This window comes from Duganella kummerowiae (assembly GCF_053572355.1).
Map to the genome: position 1 here is coordinate 204,926 of NZ_JBKFEH010000010.1, position 15,480 is coordinate 220,405.

The following is a 15,480-nucleotide window of genomic DNA, read 5'->3' on the forward strand; positions in this document are numbered from 1 at the left end:
GCGCCGGCCAGTGTCAGACGCTACCGTAAGCGTTGATGACGCGCCGCTCGGTGCCGGTGCTGTTGATCAGTTTGGACAACTGGGCCATCCACGGCAGGGTCAGGTCGCGGATCTGGCGGTCCGCATTGAGCATACGGCGTATCAGGGCCAGCTTGCGCTCGCGCTCCTCCCCCTGCATGGGCGCGGCCGGTTCCTGGGCGCGCAGCAGCTGTACATGGGCCGCGCAGCGCTGCTCCAGCTGCACCAGGCGGTCCCAGTCGCTGTCGGTGGCGGCGCCCACCATCTGGTCGGTGAGCTCGGCCATGGCGCCGTACACGGAGAGGATTTCTTGGCTAGTCATCATGGACATCAGGCGTTGGCAAGTTGGGGTGGGCGGGCGCCGCGCGCGGCGGGGGTGTCGGCGATGGCGTTCCAGGCGTCGCGCAGCTCGGTCAGCAGGCGCTGCACTTCCTCGATGATGGCCGGATCGTTCTTCAGGTTGGCCGTCAGCAGGCGGCCGCTCATGTATTCGTACAGGGCGTCCAGGCTTTCCGCGATCTCGCCGCCGGCTTTCTTGTCCAGGCTGGCCCGCAGGCCGCTGTCGATGATCATGATGGCCTTGGACAGGGCCTTGCCCTTTTCCGGGATATTGTTCTCGCGCATGCCGAACAGGGCCGCGTTGAGCGCCTGCAGGGCGCCGTCAAACAGCATCACGATCAGCTTGTGCGGGCTGGCGGCGGCGACGCCCGTTTCCATGCCTATCTTGGCATAGGCGTTGACGCCGGTTTGTCGGGTTCCGAACATAATGGTCTCCGGGTTAATCAGCTCTTGGACAGGGCCGCGAACTGCTGCGTCAGGAAGGACGCGGTGGTGTTCATGCTGGCGATCGAGGTGTCGAGCGCCGAATACTGTGCCCGGTAGCGGGCTTCGATGTCGGTCAGGCGGTCGTTGAACTCTTCCTTTTTCTTGGCGATATCGTTGACCGACTTGTTCAGGCCGGTGGTGCGGCTGGCGATGTAGCCGCTGCCTCCCAGATAATTGCCGGCCAGGGTGTTGAGCTGGTAGGCATAGCCCTGCGAGAAGCCCAGCGTGCCGCGCGAACCGATGGTGTCGCCGGTGATGGTCAGCTTCAGACCCGTGGTGGGGGCGCCGGCCGCGCCGCTCAGGGTCTGGCCATCGCCGGTGGCCGAGTAGCCGCCTATGGTGCCGGCCACGTCCACGCCGGTGCTGGCCGTGGCGCTGCCGAAGATGGCCGAGACGGCGGTGCCGGTGTCGCTGGTCAGGGTCAGGTTGGACTTGGAGCCGTACTTGTTCGAGGTCAGCTTGATGGTGCCGTCGTCGTTCAGGGTGGCCGCCACCGTGGCGCCGGCCGAGGAAAAGGCGCTGACCCCGTTGATGGTCGATTGCAGCAGCGTGGTCAGCTGGCTGGGCGTGTAGCGCCCCGCCGGCAGGCTGATGGTGGCGGTGTTGGCGGCCGTGCTGGGCGAGGTATCGTTCAGGGTCACGGTCCAGGTGGTGTCATCGTCGATGACGGTCTCGGCCGCCAGCGGGCTGGTGCTGGTCATGCTGGCCTGGGTGGCCAGCTGGGTGATGTCGATGGCATAGTCGCCGGCCTTGGTGGCCGAGGTCGAGCTGACGAACTTGACGTTGCTGTCGGTGCTCTTGCCGACCGCCGCGAACAGGCCGGCAATGTCGTTGAAGTTGTCCGTGATGGCCTTGTTGAACTTGGTGCTGTCCAGGGTCAGCGTGCCATCCTTCTGGAACGAGATGCCGATCTGCGACAGGTTGGTCAGGTTGCCCTTGAGGCCGGTGATCGATTCCGACAGCTGGCGCCGGATCGCGGCCTGCAGGCTGCGCACGGTGGAGTCGCCCAGCAGCGGGCCGCCGGTCTTGGTGCTGGCGTCGTAGGAGGTGAGCGAGCTGATCTGCGTCTGCAAATCGTTGTAGGCCTTGACGAAGCCGTTGACCGAGGTGGTCAGCGAGGCGCTGTCCTTGGCGATGGTCAGGCTGGAGCTGCCCACCTTGAGCGCGCTGATGCTCACGCCCTCGATGGCGCCGCCTATGCTGGTGCTGGAGCTGGTCACGGCAATGCCGTTGACGGTGCCCTTGGTGTCCATGGCCGCTGCCTTCTGGCCCAGGTTCTGGGCGCCGCCCGGATCGTAGCCCAGCAGCTTGACCAGGTCGGGATCGGGATCGGCGCCGTCCGAGCCGGACAGGGTGATCTTCATGGTGGACGAGGCGCCGGTGGCGGTCGAGGTCAGCACCAGGTGGTAGGGCGTGGCGCTGGTGCCGGTCGAGCCGTCCGAGACAATGGTGGCGGTGACCCCGAAATTGCCCTTGTTGATGGCCGCCATGATGCCTTGCAGCGTGTTGTTGGTGCTGTCGATCACGATGTTGCCGCTGGTACGGTCGGCGTCGGCTGTAAAGCTGGCGCCGATGTAGGCGCCGCCGGTGCCGGCCGTGAAGCCGGCCGCGGTCGGATTGCTGCCGCCCACGGTGATCGGGCTGGCGTCGGCCGACACCAGCGAGATCGAGCTGACCGCCGTGGTGGTGGAGCCGGTGTTGGCCGTGCCGCTGTTGCCGACACCGCCGGTGACCGCGCCCGAGACGCCCTCGGCAACGGTGATGTTGTTGCCGTCCGCATTGCTGAAGCGCAGGGTGCCATCGGCGGCGCTGCCGGTGAAAGTAATGTTGGCGTCGGCCAGCGCGCGCGTGACCGCCGTGTTGCCGGTCAGGGCGGTGTCGATCGCGGCCGCCGTGACGCCGGCGCCGGCCGCCACGCCGGCCGCCTGGCTGGCGATCTCGACCCCGCCAACGGTCAGGGTGTAGGTGCCGCCGCCGCTGGTGTCGATGTCGCCGAAGGAGCTGGCGCCACCGCTGCCGAACAGGGTGGCCGAGGTCTGGGTTGCGGCCACCGTGGCCGAGACTCCGGTGGTGCTGCTCTTGGCGTTGATGGCGTCGGCCAGCAGACGCGCGCTGCGGGTGCCGCCGTCGGTGGCGATGGCGGTGCCGTTGATGGTCAGGGCGCCCGGGGTCAGGCCGGAGCTGAGCAGGCTGGCGCCCAGCTGGGCGCCGGTCAGGCCGAAGGCGCCGCCGCTGGTGGTGCCGAGCGAAAAGTTGATGGTGGTCTTGCCGCCCACGCCGATGGCCGAGGTGGTGGCCTTGAAGCCGTCCGAAGCCAGGCTCTGGGCTTGGGCCACCTGGGTGATGTTGACCCGGTAGGTGCCCGGCGTGGCCGAGCTGGTGGCGTTGGCCGTGATCACGCTGGCGTCGCTGGGCGTGCTGGTCAGGGTCTGGAAACCGGACAGCGAGGTCAGGCCGGACAGCGAGCCCTGGAAGCTGCTCAGGGCCGAGGACAGGTTGCCGAAGGCCGACACTTGCGACAGGTAGCTGGCCGACTGCTTGTCATAGTCCGCCAGCGGGGCGGACTCCACCGCCATCAGCTTGCTGACGATGGTGTTGACGTCGATGCCGGAGCCTACGCCGGGGGAGGAAATACTGGCCACGTGTCACTCCTGTGTAAAGCAATAATATAAGCCAATATCGGCAGAATCAAACAGGACTTGAGAGGGGGGAATACCGGCCAGTTCGGGGACTGCGCGCATCGGTTGCGGAGCGGCGCGCGGGCGCGGCATCGGCCCACGGCATGAGCTTGCCATGGATGGAGGAGGGGCGGCGCGCCGCTGGAAGGCGCCGGCAGGCACGCCCCCGGTGCGCCGCCGGGGCGGCTCAGGCGGTTTGCTGGATCAGCAAACCCTTGGCGCTGGCGTCCAGCGCCTTGGCAATGCGCAGCGCCTCCGGTGTGGGCATTTGCCGCAGCACTTCCTTGGTTTCCTGATCGACAACCTTCACCACCGTCATCTTGGTGTCCTTGTCGACCGAAAACTCGACGCCCTGGGACTTGGCCTGGGCCGCCTGGTTCAGCTGTGCAACCGCTTCATCGACCTGATCCGCGGTGTGCGCGGCGCCGGCCCCGGTAACGGCGTTGGCCGTCTCCAGGGCGGTGGCCGGGGCCCGGGCGCTGGACGCGGCCGGGGCCGTGTCCGCGACGGGGGCGGCGCTGCGTTCGGGGCGCAGCGCGGCGGAGCCTATGGAATCGATAGTCATGATGCTTCCTTTGCGAAAAATCCCCGGCCGCCTTCAAGACAGCCGGGGAGCCGGTCAGTACGGATCTGCGATCCTTACCTCATGGTCTTGATTAACGCAGCAGCGACAGCACGCCGTTCGGCAGCGAGTTCGCCTGCGCCAGGATGGCGGTGCCGGCCTGCTGCAGGATCTGGCCGCGGGTCAGCGACGCGGTTTCCGCAGCGAAGTCGGTGTCCTGGATGCGGCTGCGCGATGCCGACAGGTTTTCCGTGGTCGTTTGCAGGTTCGAGATGGTCGAATTGAAACGGTTCTGGATGGCACCCAGGGCGGCGCGGTTGCTGTTGATCTGGTTCAGGGCCGAGTCGATGGTTTGCAGGGCCTTGTTGGCGCCGTCCACCGAGCTGACGTCGATCTTGGACACCGACTGCAGGTCCGAACCGGTCGATGCGGCCACGATGTCGGTGCTGGTCGAGGACAGGGTGAAGCCGCTGTCGGAGGAGAAGTCCAGGTGGCCGCCGACGGTGATGCTGCCGGTGCCCACTGCCAGGGCCGCGCCCGGCACGGCGGCGACCGAGCCGTTGGCGGGCTGGGTGGCGCCGGCCAGGGTGGCGGCGGCCAGGGCGTCGTCGGAGGCGCCGTTGGTGTTGGTGATCTGGATGTCCGCGCCGGAAGAATTGCTCAGTTGCAGTTCCTTCTGGTTGGTGGTGGTGTTCAGCTTGATCGCGGCGCTGATGCCGGTGGTGCCGGTCTGCGCGTTGATGGCCTGGGCCACGGCCGACAGGTCGCCGCCTTTCACCTTGGCCGAGATGGTCACGGCGGTGGAGTTGGCGTCGTTTTCCACCGAGTTGTCGCCGCGCAGGGTGAACTGCACGGAACCGTCGGCGGTGCCGGTGGTGCCGCCCAGGCCGGCGAGGGTGGCGGTGGTGCTGGCGGTCGCTTTTACGCCGCTGGAGCTGCTCAGGGCGTTGACGTTGGCGGCGATGCGCTTGGCGCTGTCGCCCAGTTTCACGTCCACCGTGGTGGTGGTGCCGGTGCCCGAGGTGAAGGTCAGGGTCTGGGCGGTGACGTTGTTGGCGGTGCCGGTGACCGAGGTGGCGATCGAGGAGGCGGTATTGCCGTACGACGAAGCCAGGGTGTTGTTGCCAATGTCGGAAGCCTTGGCCGATTGCACGCCCACGTTGATGGTCTGGTGCGAGTTGGCGCCGACCTGGAACTGGGCCGCGGTCAGCGAACCGTCCAGCACGTTCTGGCCGTTGAACTGGGTGGTGTTGGCGACACGGTCCAGTTCCTGCGACAGGGCCGACACCTCGCCCTGGATGGAGGCGCGGTCGGAATCGGAGTTGGTGCCGTTGGCCGATTGCACGGCCAGTTCGCGGATACGCTGCAGCAGGTCGCCGGCGGTGCTCAAACCACCTTCAGCCGTTTGCGCCAGCGAGATACCGTCGTTGGCGTTGCGTGCTGCTTGCTGGTTGCCGCGGATCTGCGACGTGAAACGCTCGGAAATCGCCAGGCCGGCGGCGTCATCCTTGGCGCTGTTGATACGCAGGCCGGACGAGAGGCGTTGCAGCGAGGTGGACAGGGCTGCTTGCGAGCTGTTCAGGTTACGTTGCGAGTTCAGCGAAGCGATGTTGGTGTTGATGGTTTGTGCCATGATGTTTCTCCAGACTTAGATTGGGCGACTTGCTCATTTCACTTTGGTCTGCCTCGCTGTTCCGAGACAATCAAACCGCTGTTGAAACTGGTAACGGTTTCCACACGGGAAAATTGAGGGAGAAAATCTGGCTAAATTTTATTTTTTGGCCCTAAACTCCGGCGCACGCATCCCGCTTAGTCGGCCGCGGAAAACGATACTTTAGGGCTAAAAAAAATTATTTTAATGCGTAAGCGGGCATGAAAAAAGCCCGGTAGGGCCGAGCTTTGCTGTCAAAACGGCAAGCGCTTTCGCTTGGGGGGGCAACATCAACGTGGCCAGGAGCTGCAACCACGCCATGGTGATGTTGAAACGTCCTTTTAATCGGCCACCACTACGCGGTTCTTGCCGGTTTGCTTGGCCTGGTACATGGCCTTGTCGGCGCGCTTGACCAGTTCGCCCTGGTCCTCATTGGGCCGGCGCAGGGCCACGCCGGCGGAAAAGGTGATCAGGACTTTCTCGTTATCGGCCAGGAAGAAATGCTTGGTCAGCTCGCGCTGCAGGCGGGTCATGGTGGCCGAGGCCGCCTCCACCGTGGTTTCCGGCATCAGGATCAGGAATTCCTCGCCGCCAAATCGGGCGATCACGTCCATGGAGCGCAGGGTGTCCTTGACGATCTTGACCAGGTGCTTCAAGGCCGCGTCGCCGGCGATGTGGCCGTAGGTGTCGTTCAGGCGCTTGAAGTCATCCAGGTCCAGGAGGGCGATGCACAGGGGTGTGCCGCGCCGGTCGGAACGGGCCGTCTCGCGCTCGAACACGTCGTCCAGGCCGCGCCGGTTCAGGCTGCCGGTGAGCTGGTCTTCGCGCACCAGCTCGCTCATGTGCTGCAACTGGGCTTCCAGGGCGTGGATGCGGGCCTCGGCATCCTGCACTTCCTGGCGCGCCGCCATCATGTTGTCGCGCGCCTTGAGGGCTTCGCCCTGGACGATGCGGGTTTCGCGCAGCACCTCGTCGAGGATCTGGTTCAGTTCGGTGATATTGTCGGCGCGGCTGATCTTTTCCGAGTAGCCGCCTATCTTGGCGTGGAAATCGCCGGTCGAGGCCGCCACTTGGCCGAGGCGGTCGATAAAGGTCATCATCATGTTCTTGACGGTGAGCTTGACGTCCGACAGGCTGTGCTTGAGCTGGCCCTGCTTGTAGATCACGTCCTTCAGGCTGCGGGTGGCGTCTTCCAGGGCGCGCACGTCCAGCGGGCCGCTGATGAGCTGCTGCACCGACTCGATCTGGCCGCGCAGCCAGCTGTCGTCGTCCAGCAGTTCGCCGACGTTCTCCAGCAGCAGCTTGAACAGGCGCAGCAGCAATTCCTGGGTCTCGCCGGTGTCGCCGCTGCGCAATTCGATCTGGAAGCACAGCTGCTTCAGGCGCGTGGCGATCTCAGCCAGCGCTTCCTCGCTGTGGGCCACCTTGGTGGCCGCGCCCAGGGCCTCGGCCTCGGCCGCCAGGGCCGGAGCGCCGCTCAGCAGCGAGGCCACGGCGTAGCCCAGGGTGCGGCTCAGCAGTTCGCGCAGGGTGCGGCTGGTGTCGTCGTCGCCGGGCGCCAATTCGATGCCCTTGCGGGCCGGGGCGGCGGACTGGCGCTCGACCAGCTGGACCAGGGCCCTGGCGTAGCTGTCCCAGTCGCGCGCCTTGATGGCGCGCTGGAAGCGGCGGCCATAGTCGCCCAGCTCGCCTCCACCGTCGGCCAGGCGCCCGGCCAGCTGGCCCAGCACCGTTTCCGGACCCGGATCGGCGGCCGCCGCCGACGCCGGCGGGGGCAGGCCGGCGATCTCGTCGTAGATCTCGCGGTAGGCTTCCGGGGTGGGGGCGACGCGCCGCAGGGCCAGGGTGCGGAATGCTTCGCGTGCGATGTCGGCGGGAGAGGTGGGTTTGCTGGACATGGACGGTCTTCTCGTTAGGACTGACTGCCGACATGATAGGCGAGCCGTGCGGCGCGCCATGCCCCGATAAAGGGCGGAAAGCCTGTGCAACTTTCCGTTATGAAACTTCGCCGGGCCGGCGGCGCCATCAGCCGCTACTATAGCGCCTTATTCAATCAGCTGGTTCTTGATCGCGTAATGGGTCAGCTCGGCGCTGTTCTTGAGTTTCATTTTGACCAGCAGGCGGGCGCGGTACTCGCTGACGGTCTTGACCGACAGCGACAATTCCTTGGCGATGGCGCCTACCGTCTTGCCGGAGGCGATCATGGTCAGGGTCTGGTATTCGCGGTCCGACAGCGAGTCGTGCAGCGGCGCTTCATGGTCCTCGCCGACGTGGTTGGCCAGCTCCTGGGCCAGGGCGGCGCTTATGTACTTGAGGCCGCCGGCCACCTGGCGGATGGCGGTCACCAGCTCGCGCGGCGCGCTCTGCTTGGTCAGGTAGCCGGCCGCGCCGGACTTGAGCGAACGGATCGCGTACTGGTCCTCGCGGTGCATGGATAGCATGAGTACCGCCAGGTCCGGCTTTTCCTTCTTGATCTGCTTGAGCACCTCGATGCCGTTGCGGTCCGGCAGCGAGATATCGAGCAGCATCACCTGGCAGTCTGACTTGCGGAACAGCTTGACGGCGTCCAGGCCGTTCTCGGCCTCGCCGGCCACGACGATGTCGCGCGTTTCGGCCAGGATTTGCTTCAAGCCCTCGCGCACGATGGCATGGTCGTCGGCGATGAAGACCTTGATGATGGCTTTTTCGCTCATGGTGGGTTTTATTATTTCAATAGAGAAATGTTCTCTTTTGCTATTGTAGCGCCAGCGGCGCCCGCCAAGAAGGGCTGCTCGTCCTCCAGCCTGATTTTCACGGTGACCACGGTGCCGCCGCCGGGCGCATGGCTGATCGCGAGCGTGCCGCCCAGGGCGCGTGCGCGTTCGGCCATGCCGCGGATGCCGAACGAACCCGGCTTGACGCGGTCGGCCTGCCACACGCCGCCGCCGTTGTCGCTGATTTTCAGACTGATCTGCTGGCGGGTGCGCGCCAGCTTCACCTGGACCTGGCTGGCGTGGGCGTGCTTGGCGATATTGGTGAGCGCTTCCTGGGCGATGCGGAACAGCGGCGTGGCCACGTCCGGATCAAGGGCGATCTCGCGCCGGTTGGCGGTAAAGCTGCAAGTCAGGCCGGTCTGCTGCTGGAATTCGCGCACCTGCCACTCCAGCGCCGGCACCAGGCCGAAGTCCAGCAGGGGCGGGCGCAGGTCGAGCGAGATGCGGTGCACGGCCTCGATGGTGCGGTCGACCAGCTGGTCCACGTAGGCGGCTTTCTGCTGCAGGGCGGCATCGCCCTGGTCGAGGCGGGCGCCCAGCATGGCCAGGGCCATCTTGATGGCGGTCAGGTTGCCACCCAGCTCGTCATGGATCTCGCGCGCGATGCGGGTGCGCTCCTGCTCCTTGACCTTGTCGATGTGGGCGGTCAGCTCGGCCAGCCGGGCGCGCGAGCGGCGCGCCTCCTCCTGTTCCTGGCGGCTTTCGGTGATGTTGGTCATGATGCCGTCCCAGCGCACCCCGCCGCCCTGGCAGTCGGGCAGCTTGTGCGGGGTGCAGCGCAGGTTGATCCACTTGACGTCCTTCCACGCATCGACCCAGATCCGGCCTTCCCAGTTCCAGCTCCACAGCGCGGCGGCCGAGGCCAGCATGGCGTCCAGGTAGGACTTGCGGTCATCCACCAGGATCAGTTCCAGGAAGCGCTCGGGCGCCGCGTGCAGCTCTGCCGCCGTCAGCCCCAGCAGGGCCTGGCAGCCGTCGCTCAGGTAGGGGAAGCTGACATGGCCGTCGGCGTGCAGCACGAACTGATACACCAGGCCCGGCGTGTTGGTGACGATGGCGTCGAAGCGGGCCTGCAGCGCCTGCAGCTGGGCTTGCAGTTCGCCCGGCTGGTCGGGGGAGGGCTCGGCATTCATGCGTGGTCTGGTCTTGTCTGTCTGGCAGCATGATACGTGAAATCGACGCCGGCCGGGGCCGCACGCTAGCGTCTGTTCCACGCCGCGGGTAGCCGTTACAATAGGGCGATGAACAAAGCCTTCGTCAAAGAATCGGAGCAGGACGACGATGAGGATGGCGCCAACCTGGCGCCGCCGATACCGCCCGGCTCGAAAAACTACATCACCCCGTCCGGCTACCAGCGCATCAAGGATGAGCTGCTGCAGCTGATCGATGTCGAGCGCCCGGAAGTGGTGAAGGTGGTGCACTGGGCCGCCTCCAACGGCGACCGCTCGGAAAATGGCGACTACATCTACGGCAAGCGCCGCCTGCGCGAGATCGACCGCCGCATCCGCTTCCTGACCAAGCGCCTGGACCTGGCGGCCGTGGTCGATCCCAGCCTGCACCACGGCAGCGACCAGGTGTTCTTTGGCGCCACCGTCACCTACGCCAACCAGCATGGCGAACAGCGCACCATCACCATCGTCGGCATCGACGAGCTGGACCCGCTGAACGGCAAGATCAGCTGGGTGGCGCCGGTGGCGCGCGCCCTGACCAAGGCGCGCGAGGGCGATGTGATCACTTTCCAGGCGCCGCACGGGCTGGAAGAGCTGGAGATACTGGAAGTCAGCTACCCGCCCCCGGCGGCGGACTGAGCCATGACAACGCCGGCGGCTCCACCGTGCCCGCAGCGCCGGCGCGTGCTGGCGGCCGTGCTGGCGGCGCCGGCCGTGGTGCGGGCGGCAGGCCAGCCCGACCTGTACCTGATCGATCCGCAATCGAACAAATCGGCCTACCACGCCGGCCATGTCAGCGCCCTGGCGCGCGCCGCGCTGGACGCGTCCTGGGCGCGCTATGGACCGTATGAGCTGCGCCAGGCGCCCATCCGCATGGAGCGCGACCGCCTGTTGCAGGAAATCCGCAGGGGCGGGCTGGTGAACCTGGCGGCCCAGGTCACGTCGGCGCAGTGGGAGCGTGAGCTGCTGGCAGTGCGCATTCCTATCGACAAGGGCGTGACCGGCTACCGCATAGGCCTGATCGACGGCCGCCGCCAGGCCGAGTTCAGCGCCATCCGCAGCCTGGCCCAGCTGCGCAAGGTGAGCTTTGGCGGCGGCCGCCAGTGGAGCTCCACGGCCGTGATGGCGGCGGCCGGCTTCAAGGTGGTGGAGGGCAATTCCTCGGCCGGCCTGCACAGCATGCTGGCGGCACAGCGCTTTGCCTATTTCCCGCGCGCGCTGGACGAAGCCTGGTTCGAGCAGGAGGCCCATGTGGCGGCGTTTCCGGCGTTGTCGGTGGAGCGCAGCCTGCTGCTGTACCTCCCGCTGCCGCGCTATTTCTTCCTGCCGCCAGGCCAGCCGCGCCTGGCGCAGCGTCTCGAATACGGCATGCAGCAGCTGGCCGCGGACGGCCGCTTCGACCGCATCTTCCACGCATACTACGATCCTGTGATTGCCCGCAGCGGCTTGCGCCAGCGGCGCTTGTTCAGGCTAGCCAATCCCTTCCTGACGCCGCAGACGCCCCTGTCCATCAAATCGTACTGGTACGACCCGTTCGCGTGAGGCGCGGCCATGGCCGCGCCGGCACAGGGTGTGCAGTGCGGGAATACGCGCGGCCGCGCGCTAGCCGCGTTCGCGCTGTATGCGGTTGACGCCGGCCACGCGGCGCACATTGCGCAGCAGTCCGGCCAGATGGACGCGGTCCTTGACCTGGATGGTGAAGCGCAGCTGGTGCAGAACGTGTTCCTTGTCCTCGTCCATGCCGACGTAGATGATGTTGGCGTCCGACTCGCCGATCTCGGCGGCCACGCGGGCCAGGATGCCCTTCTCGTTGTTGATCAAGAGCTTGATACGGCTGTCGAAGCGGCGGTTCAGTTCCGTGCCCCACTTGACGGCGATCCAGCGGTCCGGCTCCTTGACCTTCTGGCGCTTGGCCACGGTGCAGTCGTGGGTATGCACCAGCAGGCCCTGGTCGCGCCGCAGCTGGCCGATGATGGAGTCGCCCGGGATCGGCAAACAGCACTGGGCCAGCTGCACCGATACGCCCTCGCTGCCGCAGATGGTGACCGGATCGAGTTCGGCCGCGCTGTTGTGGTCCACCGGCGCGCTGGCCGATTCGCCGCCGCGCAGGCCGAAGATGTGGCGCGCCACCAGGGCCGCCATGCGCTTGCCGATGCCGATGTCGGCGTACAGGTCGTCCAGCGACTTGGCGCTCGATTCATTCAGCAGGCGCTCGGTCAGGTGTTCTTCCAGCTCGGCCTGCATGCCCAGGCTGGACAGCGCCTGTTCCAGCAGCTGGCGGCCCAGCACGATGGACTCCGGCAGGTTGATGGTGCGCAGGTGGTGGCGGATCGCCGAGCGCGCCTTGCCGGTGCGGACAAAGGATAGCCAGGCCGGGCTGGGGCGCGAACTGGTGTCGGTGATGATCTCGACGATGTCGCCGTTGCGCAGCTCCGTGCGCAGCGAGGATGCCTCGTGGTTGATGTTGACCGCCACCGTGTGGTCGCCGATGCCGGTGTGGATGGCGTAGGCGAAGTCGACCGGGGTGGCGCCGCGCGGCAGGGCGATGATCTTCGATTTCGGCGTGAACACGTACACGGAGTCGGGGAACAGGTCGACCTTGACATGCTCCAGGAACTCGGCCGAGTCGCCGGTCTGCTGCTGGATGTCCAGCAGCGACTGCAGCCAGGCGTGGGTACGCTGCTGCATGTCGCTCATGTTGGCGTCGGTGTTCTTGTACAGCCAGTGCGCGGCCACGCCGGATTCGGCGGTGCGGTGCATTTCCTGGGTGCGGATCTGGAATTCCACCGGGGTGCCGTAGGGGCCGATCAGGGTGGTGTGCAGCGACTGGTAGCCGTTCAGCTTGCGGATCGCGATGTAGTCCTTGAACTTGCCCGGCATGGGCTTGTACAGCGAGTGCAGGGTGCCCAGCGCCACGTAGCAGTTGGGGAAGCTGTCCACCACCACGCGGAAGCCGTACACGTCCAGCACCTGCGAGAACGACAGGTGCTTGTTGCGCATCTTCTTGTAGATGCCGTACAGGGTTTTTTCGCGGCCGTAGACTTCGGCCGGAATGCCGGCCATGGCCAGGGTGTTGGTGACCGACTCCAGGATTTTCTTGACCACCTCGCGGCGGTTGCCGCGCGCCGCCTTGACAGCCTTGCCCAGCACCCGGAAGCGCAGCGGGTGCAGGTGCTCGAAGGACAGGTCCTGCAGCTCGCGGTAGATATTGTTCAGGCCCAGGCGGTGCGCAATGGGCACGTACACTTCCATGGTCTCGCCGGCGATGCGGGCCTTCTTGGCCGGCGCCATCACGTCCAGGGTGCGCATATTGTGCAGGCGGTCGGCCAGCTTGATCAGGATCACCCGCACGTCCGAGGCCATGGCCAGCAGCATCTTGCGGAAGTTCTCGGCCTGGGCTTCGATCTGGCTCTGGAACTCGATTTTCTCCAGCTTGGACAGGCCGTCCACCAGGTTGGCGACGGGGGCGCCGAAGCGCTCGATCAGCTCTTCCTTCTTGACGTCCTGGTCTTCCATGACGTCATGCAGCAGGGCCGCCATGATGGCTTGCGCATCGAGCTTCCAGTCGGCGCAGATCTCGGCCACCGCGATCGGGTGCGAGATATACGGCTCGCCCGACTTGCGCAGCTGGCCCAGGTGCATCTCGTCCGAGAAGCGGTAGGCTTCCTTGACCTTTTTCAGGTCGGCGGCCGGCATGTACTCGGCCAGCTTCTCGGTCAGGTGGGTGACCGAGGCGACACCGGCGGTCAGCGTGGGCGCGGCCAGCGGCGAAGTCGAAATGACGGGCGTGATGGGCGCGACGGGCGCCGTGGTGGGCTGCGAGGCGGGGGCGGCGGATACTGGTGCAGAGGGTGAAGCAGGCGCGACCTGACCGGCGCTGGACGCGCCGTTCACCTGCGCCGACGGGCCCGTGGAGGGCCGCTTGTCCGCGCTGGCGGGTTTGCCGGTGATGGTCTGGTCGGCAGGATGATTCATACGTGTTGCGTTCCGTCGCAGTGTGTAGGGTTCCATACTACCCGAGGGCAAGAGCTGCTGCTACCGTCCGCACCAAAACACACTACAGGAACGCCGGTCCCACCTTACATGGGCACCTTTTTCAGCATTTCCAGGCCGACTTTGCCGGCCGCGATTTCACGCAGGGCCACCACGGTCGGCTTGTCCTTGGCTTCGACCTTGGGGGTGTGGCCTTGCAGCAGCTGGCGGGCGCGGTAGGTGGCGGCCAGGGTCAGCTGGAAACGGTTCGGTACGTTTTTCAGGCAATCTTCAATCGTGATACGGGCCATCAGTTACTCCTAAATCTCATTATTCAGCGTGGATACCCAGTTGGGCGAAAAGCGAGGCGTTGCGGGCCGCCTGCTGCGCGAAGCGGCAGCGGGCCGCTCGCACGATCGCCGTCAGCTCGGACAGGGCGACCGAAAATTCTTCGTTGATAATAGCATACTCGAACTCCGGGGCGTGGGCGATTTCGCCGCCGGCCGCCAGCAGACGGCGTGTGATAACGTGCGGTTCGTCGGTGGCGCGCTTGTTCAAACGCTCTTCCAGCGCGGCAATCGAGGGCGGCAGGATGAAGATGCCGGCCGCCTGCGGGAATTGCTTTTTCACCTGGCGCGCGCCCTGCCAATCGATTTCCAGCAGGATGTCGGTGCCGCTTTTCATCTGCTCCTCGACGCGGATGCGCGAGGTGCCATAGTAATTGCCATGCACCTCGGCCCACTCCAGGAATTCGCCGGCCTGCACGCGGGCCTGGAAGTCCTCGACGGTAGTGAAATAGTATTCCTTGCCGTGGGTCTCGCCCGGACGCGGTGCGCGGGTGGTGGTGGAAATCGACAGCTTGATGGCCGGTTCCTGGGCCAGCAGGGCGTTGACCAGGGTCGACTTGCCGGCGCCCGAGGGCGCCACCACCATGAACAGGCTGCCCGAGAAGGCGTTAGGTTGGCTCATGATTAACTTTCCAAATGAACAGGCAGCGCCAGGCGTCGCCCAAAGGCGTATTTTACCAAGAGCAACGAGCGCTTGCCACTGTCAGGACAGGAGGCCGATCAAGCCTTGCGCGGCGGCCGGGGCGCGTTCCTTGGCGCCGTTGATGAAATAGACATAGACATCGCGGGCCTTGGCCGCGCCCGCCCTGGCCACCTGCGGCAGGTCGTCCGGCGGCTGGCCAGCGGCCCAGCCGCTGGCGCGCCGCGCCCATTGTTGCAGCTCGGCTTGCGGGTAGCCGCTGACGATGTCGCTCCTGGCGTCCATCAGGCGGGCATAGACAAAGTCGCCGGTGAGGTCTGCATAGGAGGGGAACTTGGGCGAGTCGGTAAACACGGTGCCGACCTTGTGCTTGCGCGCCAGCTTGACGTACTCCTCGCACATGAAGGAATCGTGGCGGGTATCGAGCACGTGGCGCAGCTTGCGCGTGCCCAGCCTGGCGGGCAGCAGGGCGAAGAAGGCGGCCAGGTCGTCCGGGTCGAACTGCTTGGTGGGCGCCAGCTGCCACAGGATGGGGCCGAGCTTGACGCCCAGTTCCTCCAGGCCGGACGCCATGAAGCGCTCCACCGACTCGCCGGCCTCGGCCAGCACCTTGCGGTTGGTGGCGTAGCGGCTGGCCTTGACGGAAAACACGAAGTCGTCGGGCGTCTGCGCGGCCCAGGAGGCGAAGTGCTCGGGCTTGGCGTTGCGGTAGTAGGTGCCGTTGATTTCGATGCTGCTGACCTGGCGGCTGGCATATTCCAGCGCGCGGCGCTGCGGCACATCCTTGGGATAGAAGGTCTCGCGCCAGGGGGCGAAATCCCAACCGCCTATGCCCACCCGCACCACGCCCGCTTTCGCCATCCGC

General features: G+C 66.0%; 14 protein-coding genes. 2 read left to right on the forward strand and 12 right to left on the reverse strand.

Going from position 1 to position 15,480, the window contains the following annotated elements; genetic code table 11:
• Positions 1-13 precede the first annotated feature (13 nt).
• From ACLB1G_RS14535 to ACLB1G_RS14570, 8 genes are all read right to left on the reverse strand, one after another.
• Positions 14-343, reverse strand: a complete 330-nt coding sequence (locus ACLB1G_RS14535; protein ID WP_491627938.1) for a flagellar protein FliT — start codon at positions 341-343, stop codon at positions 14-16.
• A gap of 5 nt (positions 344-348) precedes the next feature.
• Positions 349-783 (reverse strand): flagellar export chaperone FliS, encoded by a 435-nt coding sequence (fliS, locus tag ACLB1G_RS14540; RefSeq protein WP_491627939.1) that lies wholly within the window; start codon positions 781-783, stop codon positions 349-351.
• A 17-nt stretch (positions 784-800) separates the two neighbouring features.
• Positions 801-3,485, reverse strand: a complete 2,685-nt coding sequence (gene fliD / locus ACLB1G_RS14545) for a flagellar filament capping protein FliD (RefSeq protein ID WP_491627940.1) — start codon at positions 3,483-3,485, stop codon at positions 801-803.
• Between the two features lie 223 nt (positions 3,486-3,708).
• Positions 3,709-4,086: a flagellar protein FlaG gene (locus ACLB1G_RS14550; protein WP_491627941.1), complete on the reverse strand. Its 378-nt coding sequence runs from the start codon at positions 4,084-4,086 to the stop codon at positions 3,709-3,711.
• Between the two features lie 91 nt (positions 4,087-4,177).
• Entirely contained in the window at positions 4,178-5,716 is a 1,539-nt protein-coding gene (locus tag ACLB1G_RS14555) for a flagellin N-terminal helical domain-containing protein (protein WP_491627942.1), read from the reverse strand.
• Between the two features lie 359 nt (positions 5,717-6,075).
• Positions 6,076-7,632 (reverse strand): GGDEF domain-containing protein, encoded by a 1,557-nt coding sequence (locus ACLB1G_RS14560; RefSeq protein ID WP_491627943.1) that lies wholly within the window; start codon positions 7,630-7,632, stop codon positions 6,076-6,078.
• Between the two features lie 147 nt (positions 7,633-7,779).
• Entirely contained in the window at positions 7,780-8,427 is a 648-nt protein-coding gene (locus tag ACLB1G_RS14565; RefSeq protein ID WP_491627944.1) for a response regulator, read from the reverse strand.
• Positions 8,428-8,438: 11 nt separating this feature from the next.
• Positions 8,439-9,620, reverse strand: a complete 1,182-nt coding sequence (locus ACLB1G_RS14570) for a sensor histidine kinase (protein WP_491627945.1) — start codon at positions 9,618-9,620, stop codon at positions 8,439-8,441.
• Positions 9,621-9,728: 108 nt separating this feature from the next.
• Here ACLB1G_RS14570 and greB point away from each other — a divergent pair, with 108 nt between their 5' ends.
• Together greB and ACLB1G_RS14580 are read left to right on the forward strand one after the other, a co-directional pair.
• Positions 9,729-10,295, forward strand: coding sequence for a transcription elongation factor GreB (gene greB, locus ACLB1G_RS14575; RefSeq protein WP_491627946.1), 567 nt, complete (start codon positions 9,729-9,731; stop codon positions 10,293-10,295).
• 3 nt (positions 10,296-10,298) lie between these two features.
• Positions 10,299-11,198 carry a hypothetical protein gene (locus ACLB1G_RS14580; RefSeq protein ID WP_491627947.1) on the forward strand — a complete coding sequence of 300 codons (900 nt, stop codon included), beginning with the start codon at positions 10,299-10,301 and terminating at the stop codon, positions 11,196-11,198.
• A 60-nt stretch (positions 11,199-11,258) separates the two neighbouring features.
• Here the strand turns inward: ACLB1G_RS14580 and ACLB1G_RS14585 are convergent, their stop codons facing one another.
• The 4 genes from ACLB1G_RS14585 to ACLB1G_RS14600 form a co-directional block, all read right to left on the reverse strand.
• Positions 11,259-13,352: a RelA/SpoT family protein gene (locus ACLB1G_RS14585; RefSeq protein ID WP_491628222.1), complete on the reverse strand. Its 2,094-nt coding sequence runs from the start codon at positions 13,350-13,352 to the stop codon at positions 11,259-11,261.
• 383 nt (positions 13,353-13,735) lie between these two features.
• Entirely contained in the window at positions 13,736-13,939 is a 204-nt protein-coding gene (gene rpoZ / locus ACLB1G_RS14590) for a DNA-directed RNA polymerase subunit omega (protein ID WP_005665923.1), read from the reverse strand.
• Positions 13,940-13,958: 19 nt separating this feature from the next.
• Entirely contained in the window at positions 13,959-14,597 is a 639-nt protein-coding gene (gmk, locus tag ACLB1G_RS14595) for a guanylate kinase (RefSeq protein WP_491627948.1), read from the reverse strand.
• A gap of 81 nt (positions 14,598-14,678) precedes the next feature.
• Positions 14,679-15,476, reverse strand: a complete 798-nt coding sequence (locus ACLB1G_RS14600; RefSeq protein WP_491627949.1) for a DUF72 domain-containing protein — start codon at positions 15,474-15,476, stop codon at positions 14,679-14,681.
• Between the last annotated feature and the right edge of the window lie 4 nt (positions 15,477-15,480).

Bases quoted from the DNA above. Each gene is read 5' to 3' on its own strand.
- greB (WP_491627946.1), top strand. From the start codon at position 9,729: ATGAACAAAGCCTTCGTCAAAGAATCGGAGCAGGACGACGATGAGGAT.
- ACLB1G_RS14560 (WP_491627943.1), bottom strand. From the start codon at position 7,632: ATGTCCAGCAAACCCACCTCTCCCGCCGACATCGCACGCGAAGCATTC.
- gmk (WP_491627948.1), bottom strand. From the start codon at position 14,597: ATGAGCCAACCTAACGCCTTCTCGGGCAGCCTGTTCATGGTGGTGGCG.
- fliS (WP_491627939.1), bottom strand. From the start codon at position 783: ATGTTCGGAACCCGACAAACCGGCGTCAACGCCTATGCCAAGATAGGC.
- ACLB1G_RS14570 (WP_491627945.1), bottom strand. From the start codon at position 9,620: ATGAATGCCGAGCCCTCCCCCGACCAGCCGGGCGAACTGCAAGCCCAG.
- ACLB1G_RS14555 (WP_491627942.1), bottom strand. From the start codon at position 5,716: ATGGCACAAACCATCAACACCAACATCGCTTCGCTGAACTCGCAACGT.
- ACLB1G_RS14580 (WP_491627947.1), top strand. From the start codon at position 10,299: ATGACAACGCCGGCGGCTCCACCGTGCCCGCAGCGCCGGCGCGTGCTG.
- ACLB1G_RS14565 (WP_491627944.1), bottom strand. From the start codon at position 8,427: ATGAGCGAAAAAGCCATCATCAAGGTCTTCATCGCCGACGACCATGCC.
- ACLB1G_RS14585 (WP_491628222.1), bottom strand. From the start codon at position 13,352: ATGCCGGCCGCCGACCTGAAAAAGGTCAAGGAAGCCTACCGCTTCTCG.
- ACLB1G_RS14550 (WP_491627941.1), bottom strand. From the start codon at position 4,086: ATGACTATCGATTCCATAGGCTCCGCCGCGCTGCGCCCCGAACGCAGC.
- rpoZ (WP_005665923.1), bottom strand. From the start codon at position 13,939: ATGGCCCGTATCACGATTGAAGATTGCCTGAAAAACGTACCGAACCGT.
- ACLB1G_RS14600 (WP_491627949.1), bottom strand. From the start codon at position 15,476: ATGGCGAAAGCGGGCGTGGTGCGGGTGGGCATAGGCGGTTGGGATTTC.
- ACLB1G_RS14535 (WP_491627938.1), bottom strand. From the start codon at position 343: ATGATGACTAGCCAAGAAATCCTCTCCGTGTACGGCGCCATGGCCGAG.